We start from the raw sequence: 16,926 nt of genomic DNA on the forward strand, positions 1-16,926 counted from the left end.
GCGCTTGTCTGCACACCGACACACCGCCAGTGCCGGCATTCTGCGCACGCTCGCCCCGGTGCGTTAGCCGAGACGGGATGATGGCGTCGATACTGACCTCGGCTTATGGTGGGTGACATGGCTCCGAATGTCGCCGAGTATTTCGACGTGCTGATCATCGGCGCCGGATTCTCGGGCATCGGTGCTGCCCACCGCATACACGAGCGCAATCCGCAGCTGAGTTATGCGGTACTCGAACGGCGTGCGCGAGTCGGCGGAACGTGGGACCTGTTCCGCTATCCGGGCGTGCGTTCCGACAGCGATATCTACACGCTCTGCTTTCCGTGGGAGCCCTGGACGCGGCCCGAGATGATCGTCGACGGTGACCATATCTGGGAGTATCTGGACGAGACGGCGCGCAAGCATCGCATCGACGAGCACATCCGATTCGACACGTACGTGCGTTCGGCGGACTGGAGCTCCGATACTGACACCTGGACGGTGCAGACCGGGCGGGACGGCGCCGAAAAGACGTACCGATGCCGATTCCTGTTCTTCGGGACCGGCTATTACGACTATGACAATCCGTACAACCCGACGTTCCCAGGTATTGCGGATTTCGCCGGAGAGGTGGTCCACCCGCAACACTGGCCAGAGTCATTCGAGTACGCCGGCAAGCGGATCGTGGTCATCGGCAGCGGCGCCACGGCGGTCAGCCTGATCCCGTCGTTAGCCGAAAAAGCGGCGCACGTGACGATGCTGCAACGCACGCCGTCCTACATGATCTCTGCGGTGAAAAAGGAGCCGACGGCGATTGCGCTGCGGAAAGCGTTGCCGCTGCGGGTCGCTCACTGGATCGTTCGGTGGCGCAACGCATTCGTCGCTCAGCTGATGTGGGTTGTCGCGCGCAAGACGCCAGAATTCAGCAAGCGGGCGCTGCGCCGCATCGCGGAACGCAATCTGCCCGAAGACTATCCGATCGACACCCACTTCACGCCGCCGTACGACCCGTGGGATCAGCGCTTGTGCTTCATCGTGGAGGGTGACCTGTACAAGGCGATCAGTGACGGCAAGGTCGAGGTGGTGACCGACCACATCGATCACTTCGACGCCACCGGCATCGCGCTGAAGTCGGGGCGGCGCATCGAAGCCGACATCGTTATCACGGCGACCGGGCTGCGGTTGCAGGCGCTGGGCGGCGTCACCGTCAGCATCGACGGCGAGAAGATCGATCCCCACGAGCACTTCCTGTACAGGCGACACATGCTCGAAGATGTTCCGAACATGGCCTGGAGCTTCGGCTACATCAACGCGTCCTGGACATTGGGCGCCGACCTGACTGCACGGTCCGTCGCAAAACTATTGGAGTACATGAACTCTCGCGGCTACACCCACGCATATCCGCATCTGGGCGAAACGGAGATGCCTGAGCAGCCGACGTTCCATCTGGAATCGGGTTACGTGAAGCGTGGTCGACATGTGCACCCGAAATCCGGCACGCGTCGGCCGTGGAAGGTGAGCCACAACTTTTTGAGTGACGTGCTCAGCAGGCGCTTCGAGCGCATCGAGGACTCAATGGTCTTCGGCCGTGCCCCGGCTGAACGCCGGGAGCCGCTCGGCGCGCCACGCTCGGCCAGTGGATGAGTCTCGACGGGTGATAGACCGTTCCGGCGTCGCGCTCAGCCGAGGCAGTCGGCCGCGGTGGTGAGTTCGGCGGACATGTTCTGCTCCATCATCTTCAGCGCCGCCGCGCCCAGGTCGGCGTCGATGTGGGCGACTCCGTCGGTGGGAATCACCACCTGGAAGTGGCGCACGTAGGCATCGAGCGCCGTGTACAGGATGCACTGCTCGGTGACCTGGCCGGTCAGGATCAACCGCTTGGTCTCGAGGCGGGCGAGCAGATAAGCCAGCGCCGTGGCGTAGAAGGCGCTGTGCCGGACCTTGGTCATGACGCGGCAATCCCCGGACGGCACGATCGGTTTCACCAGATCGGGCCGCGCGCCGTCGAGGGCGGAGCGAACGATGTCGGAGAACTGGGCGGTGAAATCGCCGTAGTTGTCGTTGACGTACACCAGGTCGACGCCGCCGGATTCGCGTGCGCGCCGGACCAAATCGGCTAGCGGATCGATGATCTTGCCGACATTGGGTATTAGATCTTCAGCATCGGGATGCTGATAGGTGTTCATCATGTCGATCACGACGACGGCGGTGTCGCTCATCTGTTGTGGATACCCGGCGCGTGCTTATTGACACTGGCCAGGCGACAATGGAAGGGCGATGGACTTTTACAACTGCTACAGCCAGGGCTTTGTCCGGGTCGCCGCGTGCACGCACCACACCACGATCGGCGATCCGGCGGCCAATGCCGAGTCGGTCCTGCGGTTGGCGCGCGAGTGCCACGACGACGGCGTAGCCCTGGCCGTCTTCCCGGAGCTGACGCTGTCCGGTTACTCGATCGAAGACATCGTGCTGCAAGACCTGTTGCTCGACGACGTCGAAGCCGCCGTTTCCGACATCGTCGCCGCCTCGGCCGATCTGTTGCCGGTGCTGGTGGTCGGCGCCCCGCTGCGCTACGGGCAGCGCATCTACAACACCGCCGTCGTCATCCACCGGGGTGTGGTGCTGGGGGTGGCGCCCAAGTCGTACCTGCCGACCTACCGCGAGTTCTACGAGCGCCGACAGATCTCGCCAGGGGACGACGAGCGCGGCGTCATCCGGTTCGGCGATATCGAGGCTCCGTTCGGTCCCGATCTGCTGTTCGCGGCGGCCGATCTGCCCGACTTCGTGCTGCACGTCGAAATCTGCGAGGACATGTTCGTGCCGATCCCGCCCAGCGCGGAGGCGGCCTTGGCGGGTGCCACGGTGCTGGCGAACTTGTCCGGCAGCCCGATCACGATCGGTCGCGCCGAGGACCGCTGCCTGCTGGCCCGCTCGGCATCGTCCCGGTGCCTGGCCGCCTACGTCTACGCCGCAGCGGGCGAGGGCGAATCCACCACCGACCTGGCCTGGGACGGCCAGACGATGATCTGGGAGAACGGCGTGCAGCTGGCCTCGTCCGAGCGCTTCCCCAAAGGGGAGCGGCGGTCGGTCGCCGACGTCGACCTCGGACTGTTGCGCTCCGAGCGGTTGCGGATGGGGACGTTCGACGACAACCGCCGTCACCATCGCGCGTCGGCGGAGTCGTTCCGCCGCATCGAGTTCGGGCTGGACCCGCCGGCCGGCGACATCGGGCTGCGGCGCGTGGTCGAGCGCTTTCCGTTCGTTCCCGCCGATCCGCAACGGCTGCAACAGGATTGCTACGAGGCGTACAACATCCAGGTCGCCGGGCTGGAACAGCGGCTGCGTGCCCTGGACTACCCGAAGGTCGTCATCGGCATTTCCGGCGGGCTGGATTCGACGCACGCGCTGATCGTCGCGGCGCGCGCGATGGACCGCGAAGAACGGCCGCGCAGCGACATCCTGGCCTTCACGCTGCCCGGCTTCGCCACCGGAGACCGCACCAAGCGCAATGCGATCGAGCTGTGCCGCGCGCTCGGTGTCACCTTCTCCGAGATCGATATCCGCGACACCGCGGCACTGATGCTCAAGGAGATCGGTCACCCGTTCTCGCGTGGCGAAAAGGTCTACGACGTCACATTCGAGAACGTCCAGGCCGGATTGCGCACCGACTACCTGTTCCGGCTGGCCAACCAGCGCGGCGGCATCGTGCTGGGCACCGGTGATCTCTCCGAGCTCGGGCTGGGCTGGTCGACATACGGTGTCGGCGACCAGATGTCGCACTACAACGTCAATGCTGGCGTCCCCAAGACCCTCATCCAGCACCTGATCCGCTGGGTCATCTCGTCGGGGCAATTCGAATCTGACGTGTGCGAGGTGCTGCAGTCGGTGCTCGACACCGAGATCACCCCGGAACTCGTCCCCAGCGGTGAAGAGGAGGAGCTGCAGAGCAGCGAGGCGAAGGTCGGGCCGTTTGCCCTGCAAGACTTTTCGCTGTTCCACGTCCTGCGCTTCGGATTCCGGCCGTCGAAGATCGCGTTTCTGGCCTGGCATGCGTGGAGCGATCCCGAGCGTGGCACCTGGCCTTCCGGATTCCCCGAGGACAAGCGACCGTCCTATTCGCTCAAGGAGATCCGGCACTGGCTGGGCATCTTCGTGCAGCGGTTCTACGCGTTCAGCCAGTTCAAGCGCTCGGCATTGCCCAACGGGCCCAAGGTGTCTCACGGCGGTGCGCTATCACCGCGCGGGGATTGGCGTGCGCCGTCCGACATGTCCGCGCGCATCTGGCTCGACGAGATCGATCGCGAAGTGCCCGAGGACTAGGGAACGCTCACTAGCGCAGCACGGCCTCGATCGCGGCGGCGTCCGGTGCGCAGTCGCCGGCACCCGGCACCAGTGTCGACAGCGCCGCCGCGGCGCAGGCGCACTGCAGCGCCCGCAGCCGCTCGGCTCGCACCCCCGGATTGCGTGGCCAGTTCGCGGCCAGCACTCCGGCGAAGACGTCGCCGGCACCGGTGGTGTCCACCGCTTTGACGGCCGGGGCGGGCACCCAGAACTCGTCGTCGGCGCTGATGCAGCTCGCTCCGCGCGCACCCAAGGTGGTCACCAAGTAGGTTGGGCGCCAAGGCCATTCGTCGGCTTCGGCTTCGTTGGCGATCACCACGTCCGCAACGGAGGCCAGCTCGGCCAGCGAGCTTTGGTCCTGGCCGGCCGGTGAGGCATTGACCATGACGACGGCTCCCGCGGATCGCGCCGCACGAGCGCCGGCCACCGCCGTCGGAACCGGAATTTCCAACTGGGTCAACAACACCTCGCAACCGGTGATCACCGAGCGCGCGGCACCGGCCAACATCAATCGCCCGTTAGCGCCCGGTGCCACCACGATGGTGTTCTCCGCGGCGGCGTCGACGACGATGATCGCCGTTCCGCTCGGTCCGGGTACCGCGATGGTGCCGTCGAGCCCAACCCCGTTGACCGAGAGGTGCGTCCGTAACTGCTCGGCGGCCGGATCGTCGCCGAGGGCGCCGACGAATTGCACGCTTGCGCCGGCGCGAGCGGCGGCGACCGCTTGGTTGCCGCCCTTGCCGCCGGGCGCGTAGGTCAGCGACGACGCCAACACCGTCTCGCCAGGCCGGGGCAGGGCATTGACGTCGAACGTCAGGTCCATGTTCACGCTGCCGACGACACAAACGCGTGCCATTCCACCGACGTTAGTCGCGTCCGTCCCGCGTTTCGACGTTGAACGCTTAGTGCAAACGCCAATTTCTTGAGTTCCGCGCGCTAGTCTGCTGCGTTAGCGATGCCGAATCCAGAAAGGCGGAAGGCATTGACGTCGAGCGAGCTAAAAGACACCGAGCCGGCCCCCGATACGGCGACGGAAACCGCGCCGGAATCCGCCCCCGGCCAAAAGACCCCCTGGGGCGCACGGCGGCCATTTGTGTGGCGCCGTTTCCGGTTCGGCATCCAGTCCAAGATCTTGGTGGCGATGCTGCTCGCGGGCATCCTCGGCGTCGCGGTGATCGGTCTCATCGGGGCCTTGACCGGCCGCGGCGCGTTGCGGCAGGTCGAGTCCGAGCGGCTGATCGAATTGCGCGAGTCGCAGCGGCGGCAGATGGAGGCGCTGTTCCGGGAAGTGACGAATTCGCTGGTCGTCTACAGCAGCGGATTCAGCATCAACGAGGCAACGGCGGCGCTTACGGCGGGCTTTAACCAATTGGCCAACGCCACGATCACACCCGCGCAGCAGCAGGAACTCGTCAATTACTACGACACTCAAATGATTCAGCCGATCAAGCGCACGACCGGCGACATGATCGACGTCAACGCGGTGCTGCCGAGTTCGCCCTCGCAGAAATACCTTCAGGCGCACTACACCGCACCGCCCCGGCCGGCCGCCGACGCATTGCCCGTCGCGGATGCCGGTGACGGCAGCGCATGGACGGCGGCCAATGCCCGCTTCGACTTCTACCTCCGAGACATCGTCACCCGCTTCGAATACAAGGACGCGCTGCTGATCGACCTGCAGGGCAACGTCGTCTACAGCGTCATGAAAGGGCCCGACCTCGGTACCAATATCCTGACCGGCCCGTATCGCGAATCAAACCTGCGCGAAGCGTACGAAAAAGCGTTGCGCTCCAACGACGTCGAGTTCGTCTGGATCACCGACTTCCAGCCGTATCAGCCGCAGCTCGACGCGCCGACGGCGTGGGTGGTGTCTCCGGTGGGCATGAACGGCAAGGTCGACGGCGTGATGGCGCTGCCGCTGCCGATCTCCAAGATCAACCGGATCATGACCGCCAACAAGCAGTGGCAAGCCGCCGGCATGGGCCCCTCGACGGAGACGTATCTGGCCGGCCCCGACAACTTGATGCGTTCCGATTCACGGCTTTTCCTGGAGGACCCGCAAGAGTACCGGCGCGAGGCCATCGCAGCCGGCACCCCGCCCGACGTCGTGGACCGGGCGATCCGGTTGGGCGGCACGACGCTGGTGCAGCCGGTCGCAAGCGCCGGTCTGCGCGCCGCCCAGCGCGGGGAAACTGGAGTCGTCACCGGCACCGATTACACCGGTAACAGGGAATTGGAAGCCTACGCTCCGCTGAACATTGCCAACTCCGACCTGCACTGGTCGATCCTGGCGACGCGCGACGACTCCGACGCCTTCGCGCGGCTGGGCCACTTCAGCAAGACCCTCGTCATTGCGGTCACCACACTGGTTTTCGTCATCTGCGTGGCGTCGATGTTCATCGCCCAGGCGGCGGTGCGACCGGTCCGGCGCCTCGAGGAGGGCACGCGAAAAATCAGCTCCGGCGACTACGACATCAACATTCCGGCACGGGGACACGACGAAATCAGCGAGCTCACTGCGGCTTTCAATGAAATGAGCCGCAATCTCGCGATCAAGGAAGAACTGCTCAACGAGCAACGCAACGAAAACAATCGCCTGCTGCTGACGTTGATGCCCGAGTCGGTTGTCCAGCGCTATCGCGACGGTGAGGCGACCATCGCGCAGAAACATCAGGACGTCGCCATCATCTTCGCCGACATTGTCGGGCTCGACGAGCTGTCCAACGATCTTGCGGGCCATGAATTGGTCGGCATCGTCGAAGACTTGTTCCGCCAGTTTGATTCCGCGGCCGAAACGCTTGGCGTGGAACGGATCCGCACGTTCCACAACAGCTACCTGGCCACCTGCGGAGTGATCACCCCGCGCCTGGACAGCATTCACCGAAGCGTGGACTTCGCGGTCGAAATGCGTCGCATCATCGATCGCTTCAACAGCCAGACCGGTCACGAGCTTGGCCTTCGGGTTGGCATCAACACCGGCAACGTGATCAGCGGACTGGTCGGAGGCTCGAGCCTGGTCTACGACATGTGGGGGGCCGCAGTAAGCCTGGCATACCAAATGCACAGGGGCGCACCGCAACCCGGCATCTATGTCAGCTCCCAGGTCTACGAAGCGATGCGAGACGTGCGCCAGTTCACACCCGCCGGAACGATTTCGGTCGGCGGAACCGACCAACCGATGTACCGCCTCTCGGAGCGATGATGAACACGTTTCACTCCTCGTGGTTCTACTGGTCGATCGGTATCGCGGTCGGGTTTCCGGTCGGGCTGATCATCCTGACCGAGCTGCAGCAAACGCTCGCCCGCCGGCATAGCCACCTGGCCAGGCAGGTAAGCCTGCTGCGCAACTACCTGCTGCCGCTGGGCGCACTGCTGCTGTTGCTCGTCAAGGCCTCGGAGATCCCGGCCCGAGATGTCCCCGTGCGGATGCTCACCACGCTGTTCGGCTTCCTGGTGCTGGTGCTGCTGCTGTCCGGGTTCAACGCCACCGTGTTTGCGAACGCGCCCGAAGAGAGCTGGCGCAAACGGCTGCCCGCGATCTTCCTCGACGTCGCGCGCTTCGCCCTGATCGGTGTGGGCCTGGTTCTGATCCTGTCCTACATCTGGGGCGTCCGCGTCGGCGGCTTGTTCACCGCGCTCGGCGTGACGTCGGTCGTCATCGGCCTGATGCTGCAGAACTCCGTCGGCCAGATCGTCTCGGGCTTGTTCATGCTGTTCGAGCAGCCCTTCCGGATCAACGACTGGCTGGACACCGGGACGGTGCGGGGGCGTGTCATCGAAGTGAACTGGCGGGCCGTGCACATCGACACCGGCAGCGGGATGCGGATCACGCCGAACTCGGTGCTCGCCACGACGGCGTTCACCAACCTCAGCCGCCCGCCGGGCTCGCACAAATTGGCGATCACGACCACATTTTCGGTGGCCGACCCGCCCGACCGCGTTTGCGCGATGCTGTCGCGGGTGGCCCTGGGGCTACCGCAGCTCATGAGCGACGGCGTGCCGCGCTCGGTGCCGATCGGCGGCGGCGAATACCGAACCACCATCCGGTTGGGCTCACCGGCCGACGATGGCGCCGCGCGAACGACGTTTCTGCGCTGGATCTGGTACGCGGCACGGCGGGAAGAGCTGCACCTGGACAACTGCGACGACGACTACTCGACCATCGAGCGTGTCGAGAAAGCGGTGCGCACCGTGGTGGCACCGGCGTTGCGGCTCAACACCGACGAGCAGCGATCGCTGTATTCCTCCGCCAGGCTCGTCCGATACGGCGCCGACGAAACCGTGGAGTACGTCGGCCAGGTACCCGACGGGATGACGTTCGTGGTCGCGGGGCGCGTTCAGCTCATCGCGACAGCCGACGACGGGTCGGTGGTGCCGATCAGCACGCTGGTCGAGGGCTCGTTCCTCGGGTTGACGGCGCTGACTCGGCAACCGAACACCGCGAGCGCGTATGCGCTCGACGAAGTGACCGCATTGGAGATCGATCGGGAACACCTCGAGCATCTCGTCATGCGTGAACCGTTGCTGCTACAGAACTTTGGCCACATCCTCGAAGAACGTCAAAGCAAGGTGCGGCAGGCCCGGCGCGGTGAGCGCGTAGCGTGAGCTAGCGCCGCCGGGCGCTGACGTGGGGCAGCCAAACTTGGCCAGGTAACGACCGATACCCTTGTTAAATGAGTCTGCAAGCACCCTCGCTTCCCGACTTGCGCCGAGAAGTCCATGATGCCGCCCGCCGCGCCCGGGTTGCTTCGCGCGTCCTGGCGTTGTTGCCGACGGTGGCCAAGGACCAGGCGCTGCAGTCCGCCGCCGACGCGATAACCTCCCACGTCGATCTGATCCTCGCCGCCAACGCCGAGGATATCGAGGCCGCCCGGGCCGCGGGCACACCGTCCGCGATGCTCGACCGGCTGGCGTTGGACCCCAAGCGTGTCGACGGGATTGCCGCGGGCCTGCGCCAGGTCGCGGGGCTGCCGGACCCGGTGGGCGAGGTGCTGCGCGGCTACACCCTGCCCAATGGGCTCCAGCTGCGCCAGCAGCGGGTTCCGCTCGGCGTCGTCGGCATGATCTACGAGGGCCGGCCTAACGTCACCGTCGACGCTTTCGGTTTGGGGCTCAAGTCCGGCAACGCCGTGTTGCTGCGCGGAAGCTCGTCCGCGGCAAGGTCGAACCAGGTCCTTGTCGAGGTGCTGCGGGCTTCGCTGGTCAGCGAGGATCTGCCCGCCGACTCGGTTCAGCTGCTTTCGGCCACGGACCGGTCCACCGTGACGCACCTGATTCAGGCCCGCGGCCTGGTCGACGTGGTGATTCCGCGCGGGGGAGCCGGCCTGATCGACGCCGTGGTCCGCGACGCACAGGTGCCCACCATCGAGACCGGTGTCGGCAACTGTCACGTCTACGTGCATGAAGGCGCCGACCTGGAGGTGGCGGAACGGATCTTGCTGAACTCCAAGACCCGGCGGCCCAGTGTCTGCAATGCCGCCGAGACGCTGCTGGTGGACGCCGCGATCGCCGCGGAGGCCGTGCCGAGGCTGGTCGCCGTGCTGCAAGACGCCGGGGTCACGGTGCACCTCGACCCCGACGAGGAGAACCTGCGGCGCGAATACCTCTCGATGGACATCGCGGTTGCAGTGGTCGACGGCGTCGACGCCGCGATCGCTCACATCAACGAATACGGAACCGGACACACCGAGGCCATCGTGACCAGCAATATGGCTGCCGCACAACGGTTTACGGATGGCGTCGATTCGGCGGCGGTGATGGTCAACGCGTCGACGGCGTTCACCGACGGCGAGCAGTTCGGTTTCGGCGCCGAAATCGGCATCTCCACTCAGAAGCTGCATGCCCGCGGGCCGATGGGATTGCCGGAATTGACCTCGACCAAATGGATCGCGTGGGGAGACGGCCACGTCCGTCCGGCCTGACGGCCCGCGAATGCTTTTAGGAGAACTGACATTGTGAGTGTGCCCGCCCGGCCCGTGCCGCTGTTCGCGGACATCAACGACGTATCGCGACGGCTGGCCGAAACCGGTTATCTACCGGACACGGCCACCGCCACGGCCGTGTTCCTGGCCGATCGACTCGGCAAGCCGCTTCTGGTGGAAGGCCCAGCCGGAGTGGGAAAGACCGAGCTGGCCCGCGCCGTCGCCCAGGCCACCGGGTCGGGTTTGGTTCGGCTGCAGTGCTACGAGGGCGTCGACGAGGCGCGGGCGCTGTACGAGTGGAACCACGCCAAGCAGATTCTGCGGATTCAGGCCGGCTCCGGAGACTGGGATGCGACCAAGAGCGACGTGTTCAGCGAGGAGTTCCTGCTGTCCCGGCCGCTGCTGACCGCCATTCGGCGCACCGAACCGACTGTGTTGCTGATCGACGAGACCGACAAGGCCGACATCGAGATCGAGGGCCTGCTGTTGGAGGTGCTATCCGACTTCGCGGTGACCGTGCCGGAACTGGGCACACTGACGGCCGAGCGGGCGCCGTTCGTGTTGCTCACCTCCAACGCCACGCGCGAACTGTCGGAAGCGCTCAAGCGCCGCTGCCTGTTCTTGCACATCGACTTTCCCAGCCCCGACCTGGAACGGCGCATCTTGTTGTCCCGAGTCCCCGAGTTGCCCGCGCACCTCGCCGAGGAATTGGTGCGCATCATCGGTGTGCTGCGCGGGATGCAGCTCAAGAAAGTGCCGTCCATCGCCGAAACCATCGACTGGGGCCGCACGCTGCTCGCGCTGGGCCTGGACACCATCGACGACGCGGTAGTCGCCCAAACGCTCGGCGTGGTCCTCAAGCACCAATCCGACCAACAACGCGCCAGTGGCGAGTTGCGGCTGAACTAGGAAACACCGATGGCCGTCCGCCGCATCCGCCCTACCAGACCGCTCGCCCCGCACGGGCTACCCGGCCATCTGGTCGGCTTCGTGGAAGCGCTTCGCGGACAGGGAATTTCGGTGGGCCCGTCGGAGACGGTGGACGCGGGCCGGGTGATGGCCACCCTTGGGCTGGGTGATCGCGAGGTGCTGCGCGAAGGTATCGCCTGCGCGGTGTTGCGCCGCCCCGATCACCGCGAAACCTATGATGCCATGTTCGACCTGTGGTTTCCCCCGGCGTTGGGGGCGCGCGCGGTGGTCACCGAGGACGAGGCCGGCGACGCAACGGCCGACGACTCCCTGCCGCCCGACGATGTTGAGGCGATGCGCCAGATGCTGCTGGACCTGCTCACCGAGAATCCCGAGCTCGGCGACATGGACGAGCGCCTGGTCGCGATGATCGCGCGGATCGTCGAGGCCTACGGCAAATACAGTTCCAGCCGCGGCCCGTCGTTCTCGTCGTACCAGGCGCTCAAGGCGATGGCGCTGGACGAGCTGGAAGGCAGGCTGCTGGCCGGACTTCTCGCCCCCTACGGCGACGAGCCCACGCCCACCCAGGAGCAGATCGCCAAAGCGCTTGCCGCGCAGCGGATCACCCAGCTGCGCAAGCTGGTCGACGCCGAGACCAAGCGGCGCACCGCCGAGCAACTCGGCCGCGACCACGTCCAGATGTACGGCATTCCACAGCTTTCCGAGAACGTCGAGTTCCTGCGCGCCTCCGGCGATCAGCTACGCCAGATGCAGCGGGTGGTGGCTCCGCTCGCCCGCACCCTCGCGACCCGGCTCGCGGCCCGCAGGCGCCGCGCCCGCGCCGGGTCGATCGATCTGCGTAAAACGCTGCGCAAGTCGATGTCCACAGGCGGCGTGCCGATCGACGTGGTGTTGGCCAAACCGCGACCGGCCCGCCCGGAATTGGTCGTGCTGTGCGACGTGTCGGGTTCGGTCGCCGGGTTCAGCCACTTCACCCTGTTGCTGGTACACGCGTTGCGCCAACAGTTTTCGCGCGTCCGGGTATTTGCCTTCATCGACACCACCGACGAGGTGACCCACATGTTCGGGCCGGAAGCCGACCTGGCTGTCGCGATCCAGCGGATCACCCGGGAGGCGGGCGTCTACAGCCGCGACGGTCATTCCGACTACGGCAACGCTTTCGTTTCTTTTCTGCAGGCGCATCCGAATGTGCTCTCGCCGCGCAGTTCCCTGCTGGTGCTCGGGGACGGCCGCACCAACTACCGCGACCCGGCCATCGACGTGCTGACCGACATGGTGACCGCCAGCCGGCACGCGCACTGGCTCAACCCCGAGCCCAAACACCTGTGGGGTAGCGGCGACTCGGCGGTGCCGCGCTACCAAGAGGTGATCACGATGCACGAGTGCCGGTCAGCCAAGCAGCTGGCCGCGGTGATCGACCAGCTGCTTCCCGTCTGACTTGGTGGGGGAGCGTGGCCGCGAGCTGCGGAATCGGCCCTGGTCGCGCGCTCAAGTAAGCTGGCAAACCGTGCAAAAGCAGCTGCGCAGGCTCGGCGTGATGGGCGGGACGTTCGATCCCATCCATTACGGTCACCTGGTTGCTGCAAGCGAGGTCGCCGACCTGTTCGATCTCGACGAAGTGGTGTTCGTGCCCAGTGGCCAGCCGTGGCAGAAGGACCGGCAGGTGTCGGCCGCCGAGGACCGCTACCTGATGACGGTGATCGCCACCGCCTCCAATCCGCGATTCTCCGTGAGCCGGGTCGACATCGACCGCGCCGGGCCCACCTACACCCGCGACACGTTGCGCGATCTGCACGCCCTGAACCCGGATTCCGAGCTGTACTTCATCACCGGCGCCGACGCGCTGGCCTCCATTCTGTCGTGGCAGGGCTGGGACGAGCTCTTCGAGCTGGCGCGCTTCGTCGGGGTCAGCCGGCCCGGGTACGAGCTGCGCCGTGATCACATCACCGGTGTCGTGGGCGAACTGGCCGAGGACGCACTGACCCTGGTCGAGATTCCGGCACTGGCGATTTCGTCGACCGACTGTCGTCAGCGCGCCGAACAGCACCGCCCGCTGTGGTATCTGATGCCCGACGGTGTCGTGCAGTACGTCTCGAAGCGCGGGCTTTACAGCAAGCCTGGCGCCGAGGGGTCGGCATGAGCGCGACCCCGGAAGCCATCGACATGGCGACGGTGGCGGCCGGCGCGGCCGCGGCCAAGCTCGCCGAGGATGTCGTGGTCATCGACGTCTCCGGCCAATTGGTGATCACGGATTGCTTCGTCATCGCCTCGGCGTCCAACGAGCGGCAGGTCAACGCGATCGTCGACGAGGTCGAGGAGAAAATGCGCAAGGCGGGCTACCGTCCAGCGCGCCGCGAGGGTGCCCGCGAAGGCCGTTGGACGCTGCTGGATTACCGCGACATCGTCGTGCACATCCAGCATCAGGATGACCGCAACTTCTATGCGCTGGACCGCCTCTGGAGCGACTGCCCCGTGGTGCCGGTGGATTTGGGTGAGAACGACGACTCGGCGAGCGCGCGATGAGGATGCGTCGCCTGGTGATGTTGCGGCACGGGCAAACCGACTTCAACGCCGGTAGCCGCATGCAGGGGCAACTGGACTCCGCGCTGACGGACCTGGGCCGCGCGCAGGCGGTTGCCGCCGCCGAGGTGCTGGGCAAGCTGCAGCCGCTGCTGATCGTGTCGTCGGACCTCCATCGCGCCTTCGACACGGCGGTCAAGCTGGGCGAACGGACCGGGCAGCAGGTCCGCGTGGATCGGCGGCTACGGGAGACCCACCTCGGCGACTGGCAGGGCCTGACTCACGCCCAGATCGATGCCGACGCCCCGGGAGCCCGCCTGGCGTGGCGCGAGGACGCGTCGTGGGCGCCGCACGGCGGGGAAAGCAGGGTCGACGTCGCCGCGCGCAGTGTGCCATTGATCGCCGAACTGGTAGCCGGAGAACCGGAATGGGGTGGGGCCGGCGAGCCGGGCCGGCCGGTGGTGCTGGTCGCCCACGGCGGGCTGATCGCCGCGCTGTCGGCCGCGCTGCTGAAGCTTCCCGTCTCGAACTGGCCCGTTTTGGGCGGCATGGGCAATGCGAGTTGGGTGCAGCTGTCCGGCCATTCCGACGACTCCGGCGTTACCGACCTCGAGAGCATCCGCTGGCGCCTCGACGTGTGGAACGCCTCGGCTCAGGTGTCCAACGATGTCCTCTAATACGCGACCGGTGCTGCTGGTCTTCGCGGACTCGCTGGCCTACTACGGTCCCACCGGCGGCTTGCCCTCCGACGATGCCCGCATCTGGCCCAATATCGTTGCCTCACAACTGAGTTGGGATGTGGAACTGATTGGGCGCATCGGCTGGACATGCCGCGACATCTGGTGGGCGGCGACCCAGGATCCCCGCGCCTGGGCGGCGCTGCCCAGGGCCGGGGCGGTGATATTCGCCACCGGGGGGATGGATTCACTACCCTCGGTGCTGCCTACCGCGCTGCGCGAGCTGATCCGCTACGTGCGGCCGCCGTGGCTGCGGCGCTGGGTCCGCGACGGCTATGGCTGGCTGCAGCCCAGGCTTTCGCCGGTGGCCAGGTCCGCGTTGCCGCCGCACTTGAGCGCCGAATACCTCGAACAAACCCGCGGCGCAATCGATTTCAACCGGCCCGGTATCCCGATCGTGGCGTCGCTGCCGTCGGTGCACATCGCGCAGACCTACGGCAAGGCCCACCACGGTCGAGCGGGCACCGCCGCGGCGATCACCGAATGGGCGCAAAGCCACGACGTTCCCCTGGTCGATCTCAAAGCCGCTGTGGCCGAGCACATTATGAGCGGACGCGGCAACCCCGACGGAATTCACTGGAATTTCGAGGCACACCAGGCGGTCGCGGAGCTGATGCTCAAGGCGCTGGCCGAAGCCGGCGTGGCGACGATGCAGTGGGGGCACCTCCCGCTTGCGGGGGACGCGCAGCGCGATGAGGAGGAGCCGCGCAATCAGGCCGGGATATCGACCGAGAAACCACGCGGGTAGCGCTATGTCCGTCGTGGTGGTAACCGATGCGTCGTCGCGGCTCCCGGCCGAGTTGCTCGAAAAGTGGTCGATACGAGTGGTTCCGCTGCACGTCTTGCTCGACGGCGACGACCTGCGCGACGGCGTCGACGAGATCCCCGACGACATCTACAAGCTGCACGCCACGACCGCGGCAGCGACGCCGGCCGAGCTGGCGAACGTCTACCAGGAGGCGCTTGCCGACAGCGACGGCGACGGCGTAGTGGCGGTGCACATTTCGTCGGCCCTCTCGGGCACCTACGGCAACGCGGAACGGACCGCGGCCGATCTTGATCCGGCGATACGGGTGATCGATTCGAGGTCAGCCGCGATGGGCACCGGTTTTGCGGTGCTGGCCGCCGCACGGGCCGCGGCAGCCGGTGGCGAGCTGGAGACCGTCGCGGCCGCAGCGACTTCGGCCGTGGGCCGCGGCCACGCGTTCATCGTGGTGCATCGCCTGGACAACCTGCGGCGCAGCGGCCGGATCGGTGGCGCCACCGCATGGCTTGGCACCGCGTTGTCGCTCAAGCCATTGCTGCGCGTCGACGACGGCAAACTCGTTCTGGCCCAACGGGTGCGCACGGTCAGCAGCGCGACCGCGACGATGATCGATCGGGTCTGCGGGATCGTCGGCGATGGCCGTGCCGCGTTGGCGGTGCACCACGTCGCCAACCCCGACGGCGCGAGCGAGGTGGCGGCGACACTGGCGCGGCGGCTGCCGGCGTGCGAGCCGGCGATCGTCACACCGCTCGGGCCGGTGCTCGCGCTGCACGTCGGCGCGGGAGCCGTCGCGGTGTGTCTGGAACTTCCGGAGAGCTAGGTCCCGGTCGAAACTGGCGCGCCGGCAAAGGGGACTTCCACGCCTTTTTGGAATGACAACGCCCCGCTTTGGACGATCAGCGCGGCACTGAGCAGGGCAAGCCACAGCCAGGCTTCCGCCGGAGCGATATGCACGGACGGACTCGTATAGCGCAGCCCCACGATGGAGCGCACCAAAGCGGCGGCGACGACGCCGACGGTGATGTACGGGACGACCGTTCGGACAAGTAGCGCAACACGTCCGGGGGGCGACTGCGAACGCCGTCGCCCAATTCCGGCGACCCACACCGCGGCGCACACGACCAGGATCCCCAGCGGGATAGGAATCGCAAGCCGGTTGGCCCAGTCCCACAGCGTTTGAAGGGGCCGGCGCGTTTCCGGATCACCCAGCGAGAGCGCGAGATGCGTGAGCGTGTCTTCGACGAAGAACACGGTAATCGGGGGAACGAAGATCGCCAGGATGAACACGCAGTGCTTGGCCAGCACGCCGGCGGTGCCCGAAAAGAACTGCACGACAGCGTAAAGCAGCATATAGATGGACGCCGCGAACGAAACGGCGGTCAGCACCTCCGCGGACGCGGCCCGGCCGGAGATCAGCGCGCAGCCGTTCTCACCGGCAAGCAAGCTATAGCGCAGGGTCGTCAGCAACAGGCCGAGAAACGCACACACCAGCGCGATTCCCACTTGGGTCTCGTGTTCCACCTCGCGCGGCTCCAGCGAACGCGCGTCGGAGCGACGCCGATAGGCGCGGTCGATCACGAGATTCACGACGACAAAGGCAAAACCGGCGAGGATGCCGGTTAACTGCGCGTAGCTCCTGGCCACGATCGATATGTCGAAGCCAGTCCACAGGAAGCAGGAGTCAGCGAGGTGCACCGTGGCCATTGTCGGGATAATAGCCGCACCGAACGGC

15 protein-coding genes are annotated in these 16,926 nt (G+C 66.2%); 12 read left to right on the plus strand and 3 right to left on the minus strand.

Annotated features, from left to right (window positions below; translation table 11 throughout):
• Positions 1 to 117: 117 nt before the first annotated feature.
• The gene (locus tag A5745_RS01090) at positions 118 to 1,623 is read left to right on the plus strand and encodes an NAD(P)/FAD-dependent oxidoreductase (RefSeq protein WP_076114827.1); all 1,506 of its coding nucleotides are present in this window, start codon (positions 118 to 120) and stop codon (positions 1,621 to 1,623) included.
• 35 nt (positions 1,624 to 1,658) lie between these two features.
• On the opposite strand, the gene A5745_RS01095 is transcribed toward A5745_RS01090, so the two are convergent.
• A complete protein-coding gene (locus A5745_RS01095) occupies positions 1,659 to 2,198 on the minus strand; it encodes a cysteine hydrolase family protein (protein ID WP_076064388.1) in 540 nt (179 codons plus the stop codon).
• A gap of 58 nt (positions 2,199 to 2,256) precedes the next feature.
• Between A5745_RS01095 and A5745_RS01100 the strand changes: the two genes are divergently transcribed.
• Positions 2,257 to 4,299, plus strand: coding sequence for an NAD(+) synthase (locus A5745_RS01100; RefSeq protein WP_076114811.1), 2,043 nt, complete (start codon positions 2,257 to 2,259; stop codon positions 4,297 to 4,299).
• A gap of 10 nt (positions 4,300 to 4,309) precedes the next feature.
• Here the strand turns inward: A5745_RS01100 and A5745_RS01105 are convergent, their stop codons facing one another.
• Positions 4,310 to 5,176 (minus strand): ribokinase, encoded by an 867-nt coding sequence (locus A5745_RS01105; protein ID WP_076114812.1) that lies wholly within the window; start codon positions 5,174 to 5,176, stop codon positions 4,310 to 4,312.
• Between the two features lie 126 nt (positions 5,177 to 5,302).
• Here A5745_RS01105 and A5745_RS01110 point away from each other — a divergent pair, with 126 nt between their 5' ends.
• The 10 genes from A5745_RS01110 (at position 5,303) to A5745_RS01155 (ending at position 16,014) form a co-directional block, all read left to right on the plus strand.
• Entirely contained in the window at positions 5,303 to 7,522 is a 2,220-nt protein-coding gene (locus tag A5745_RS01110) for an adenylate/guanylate cyclase domain-containing protein (protein ID WP_076114813.1), read from the plus strand.
• Positions 7,522 to 8,925: a mechanosensitive ion channel family protein gene (locus tag A5745_RS01115; protein ID WP_076064392.1), complete on the plus strand. Its 1,404-nt coding sequence runs from the start codon at positions 7,522 to 7,524 to the stop codon at positions 8,923 to 8,925. Before A5745_RS01110 ends, A5745_RS01115 begins: the two co-directional genes overlap by 1 nt.
• 68 nt (positions 8,926 to 8,993) lie before the next feature.
• Entirely contained in the window at positions 8,994 to 10,241 is a 1,248-nt protein-coding gene (locus A5745_RS01120; RefSeq protein WP_076114814.1) for a glutamate-5-semialdehyde dehydrogenase, read from the plus strand.
• Positions 10,242 to 10,274: 33 nt separating this feature from the next.
• The gene (locus A5745_RS01125; RefSeq protein WP_076064394.1) at positions 10,275 to 11,150 is read left to right on the plus strand and encodes a MoxR family ATPase; all 876 of its coding nucleotides are present in this window, start codon (positions 10,275 to 10,277) and stop codon (positions 11,148 to 11,150) included.
• A 9-nt stretch (positions 11,151 to 11,159) separates the two neighbouring features.
• Positions 11,160 to 12,608, plus strand: a complete 1,449-nt coding sequence (locus A5745_RS01130; protein WP_076114815.1) for a VWA domain-containing protein — start codon at positions 11,160 to 11,162, stop codon at positions 12,606 to 12,608.
• Positions 12,609 to 12,690: 82 nt separating this feature from the next.
• Entirely contained in the window at positions 12,691 to 13,311 is a 621-nt protein-coding gene (gene nadD, locus A5745_RS01135) for a nicotinate-nucleotide adenylyltransferase (protein ID WP_371336766.1), read from the plus strand.
• Positions 13,308 to 13,694: a ribosome silencing factor gene (gene rsfS, locus A5745_RS01140; protein ID WP_076064397.1), complete on the plus strand. Its 387-nt coding sequence runs from the start codon at positions 13,308 to 13,310 to the stop codon at positions 13,692 to 13,694. The genes nadD and rsfS overlap by 4 nt, the downstream gene beginning before the upstream one ends.
• Positions 13,691 to 14,368 carry a glucosyl-3-phosphoglycerate phosphatase gene (gpgP, locus tag A5745_RS01145; protein WP_076114816.1) on the plus strand — a complete coding sequence of 226 codons (678 nt, stop codon included), beginning with the start codon at positions 13,691 to 13,693 and terminating at the stop codon, positions 14,366 to 14,368. The genes rsfS and gpgP overlap by 4 nt, the downstream gene beginning before the upstream one ends.
• Positions 14,358 to 15,176: a diglucosylglycerate octanoyltransferase gene (gene octT / locus A5745_RS01150; protein ID WP_076114817.1), complete on the plus strand. Its 819-nt coding sequence runs from the start codon at positions 14,358 to 14,360 to the stop codon at positions 15,174 to 15,176. Before gpgP ends, octT begins: the two co-directional genes overlap by 11 nt.
• A gap of 4 nt (positions 15,177 to 15,180) precedes the next feature.
• Entirely contained in the window at positions 15,181 to 16,014 is an 834-nt protein-coding gene (locus tag A5745_RS01155) for a DegV family protein (RefSeq protein ID WP_076114818.1), read from the plus strand.
• On the opposite strand, the gene A5745_RS01160 is transcribed toward A5745_RS01155, so the two are convergent.
• Complete coding sequence (locus A5745_RS01160) at positions 16,011 to 16,898, minus strand: hypothetical protein (RefSeq protein WP_076114819.1); 888 nt, start codon at positions 16,896 to 16,898, stop codon at positions 16,011 to 16,013. The genes A5745_RS01155 and A5745_RS01160 overlap by 4 nt on opposite strands.
• Between the last annotated feature and the right edge of the window lie 28 nt (positions 16,899 to 16,926).

The sequence above is a fragment of the Mycobacterium sp. IS-2888 genome, assembly GCF_001954215.1.
Classification (GTDB): domain Bacteria; phylum Actinomycetota; class Actinomycetes; order Mycobacteriales; family Mycobacteriaceae; genus Mycobacterium.

What these genes read in the sequence shown, in the direction of transcription:
- A5745_RS01095 (WP_076064388.1), bottom strand. Translation starts at nt 2,198, where the DNA reads ATGAGCGACACCGCCGTCGTCGTGATCGACATGATGAACACCTATCAG.
- A5745_RS01115 (WP_076064392.1), top strand. Translation starts at nt 7,522, where the DNA reads ATGAACACGTTTCACTCCTCGTGGTTCTACTGGTCGATCGGTATCGCG.
- A5745_RS01160 (WP_076114819.1), bottom strand. Translation starts at nt 16,898, where the DNA reads ATGGCCACGGTGCACCTCGCTGACTCCTGCTTCCTGTGGACTGGCTTC.
- gpgP (WP_076114816.1), top strand. Translation starts at nt 13,691, where the DNA reads ATGAGGATGCGTCGCCTGGTGATGTTGCGGCACGGGCAAACCGACTTC.
- A5745_RS01130 (WP_076114815.1), top strand. Translation starts at nt 11,160, where the DNA reads ATGGCCGTCCGCCGCATCCGCCCTACCAGACCGCTCGCCCCGCACGGG.
- octT (WP_076114817.1), top strand. Translation starts at nt 14,358, where the DNA reads ATGTCCTCTAATACGCGACCGGTGCTGCTGGTCTTCGCGGACTCGCTG.
- rsfS (WP_076064397.1), top strand. Translation starts at nt 13,308, where the DNA reads ATGAGCGCGACCCCGGAAGCCATCGACATGGCGACGGTGGCGGCCGGC.
- A5745_RS01100 (WP_076114811.1), top strand. Translation starts at nt 2,257, where the DNA reads ATGGACTTTTACAACTGCTACAGCCAGGGCTTTGTCCGGGTCGCCGCG.
- A5745_RS01120 (WP_076114814.1), top strand. Translation starts at nt 8,994, where the DNA reads ATGAGTCTGCAAGCACCCTCGCTTCCCGACTTGCGCCGAGAAGTCCAT.
- A5745_RS01090 (WP_076114827.1), top strand. Translation starts at nt 118, where the DNA reads ATGGCTCCGAATGTCGCCGAGTATTTCGACGTGCTGATCATCGGCGCC.
- A5745_RS01105 (WP_076114812.1), bottom strand. Translation starts at nt 5,176, where the DNA reads ATGGCACGCGTTTGTGTCGTCGGCAGCGTGAACATGGACCTGACGTTC.
- A5745_RS01155 (WP_076114818.1), top strand. Translation starts at nt 15,181, where the DNA reads ATGTCCGTCGTGGTGGTAACCGATGCGTCGTCGCGGCTCCCGGCCGAG.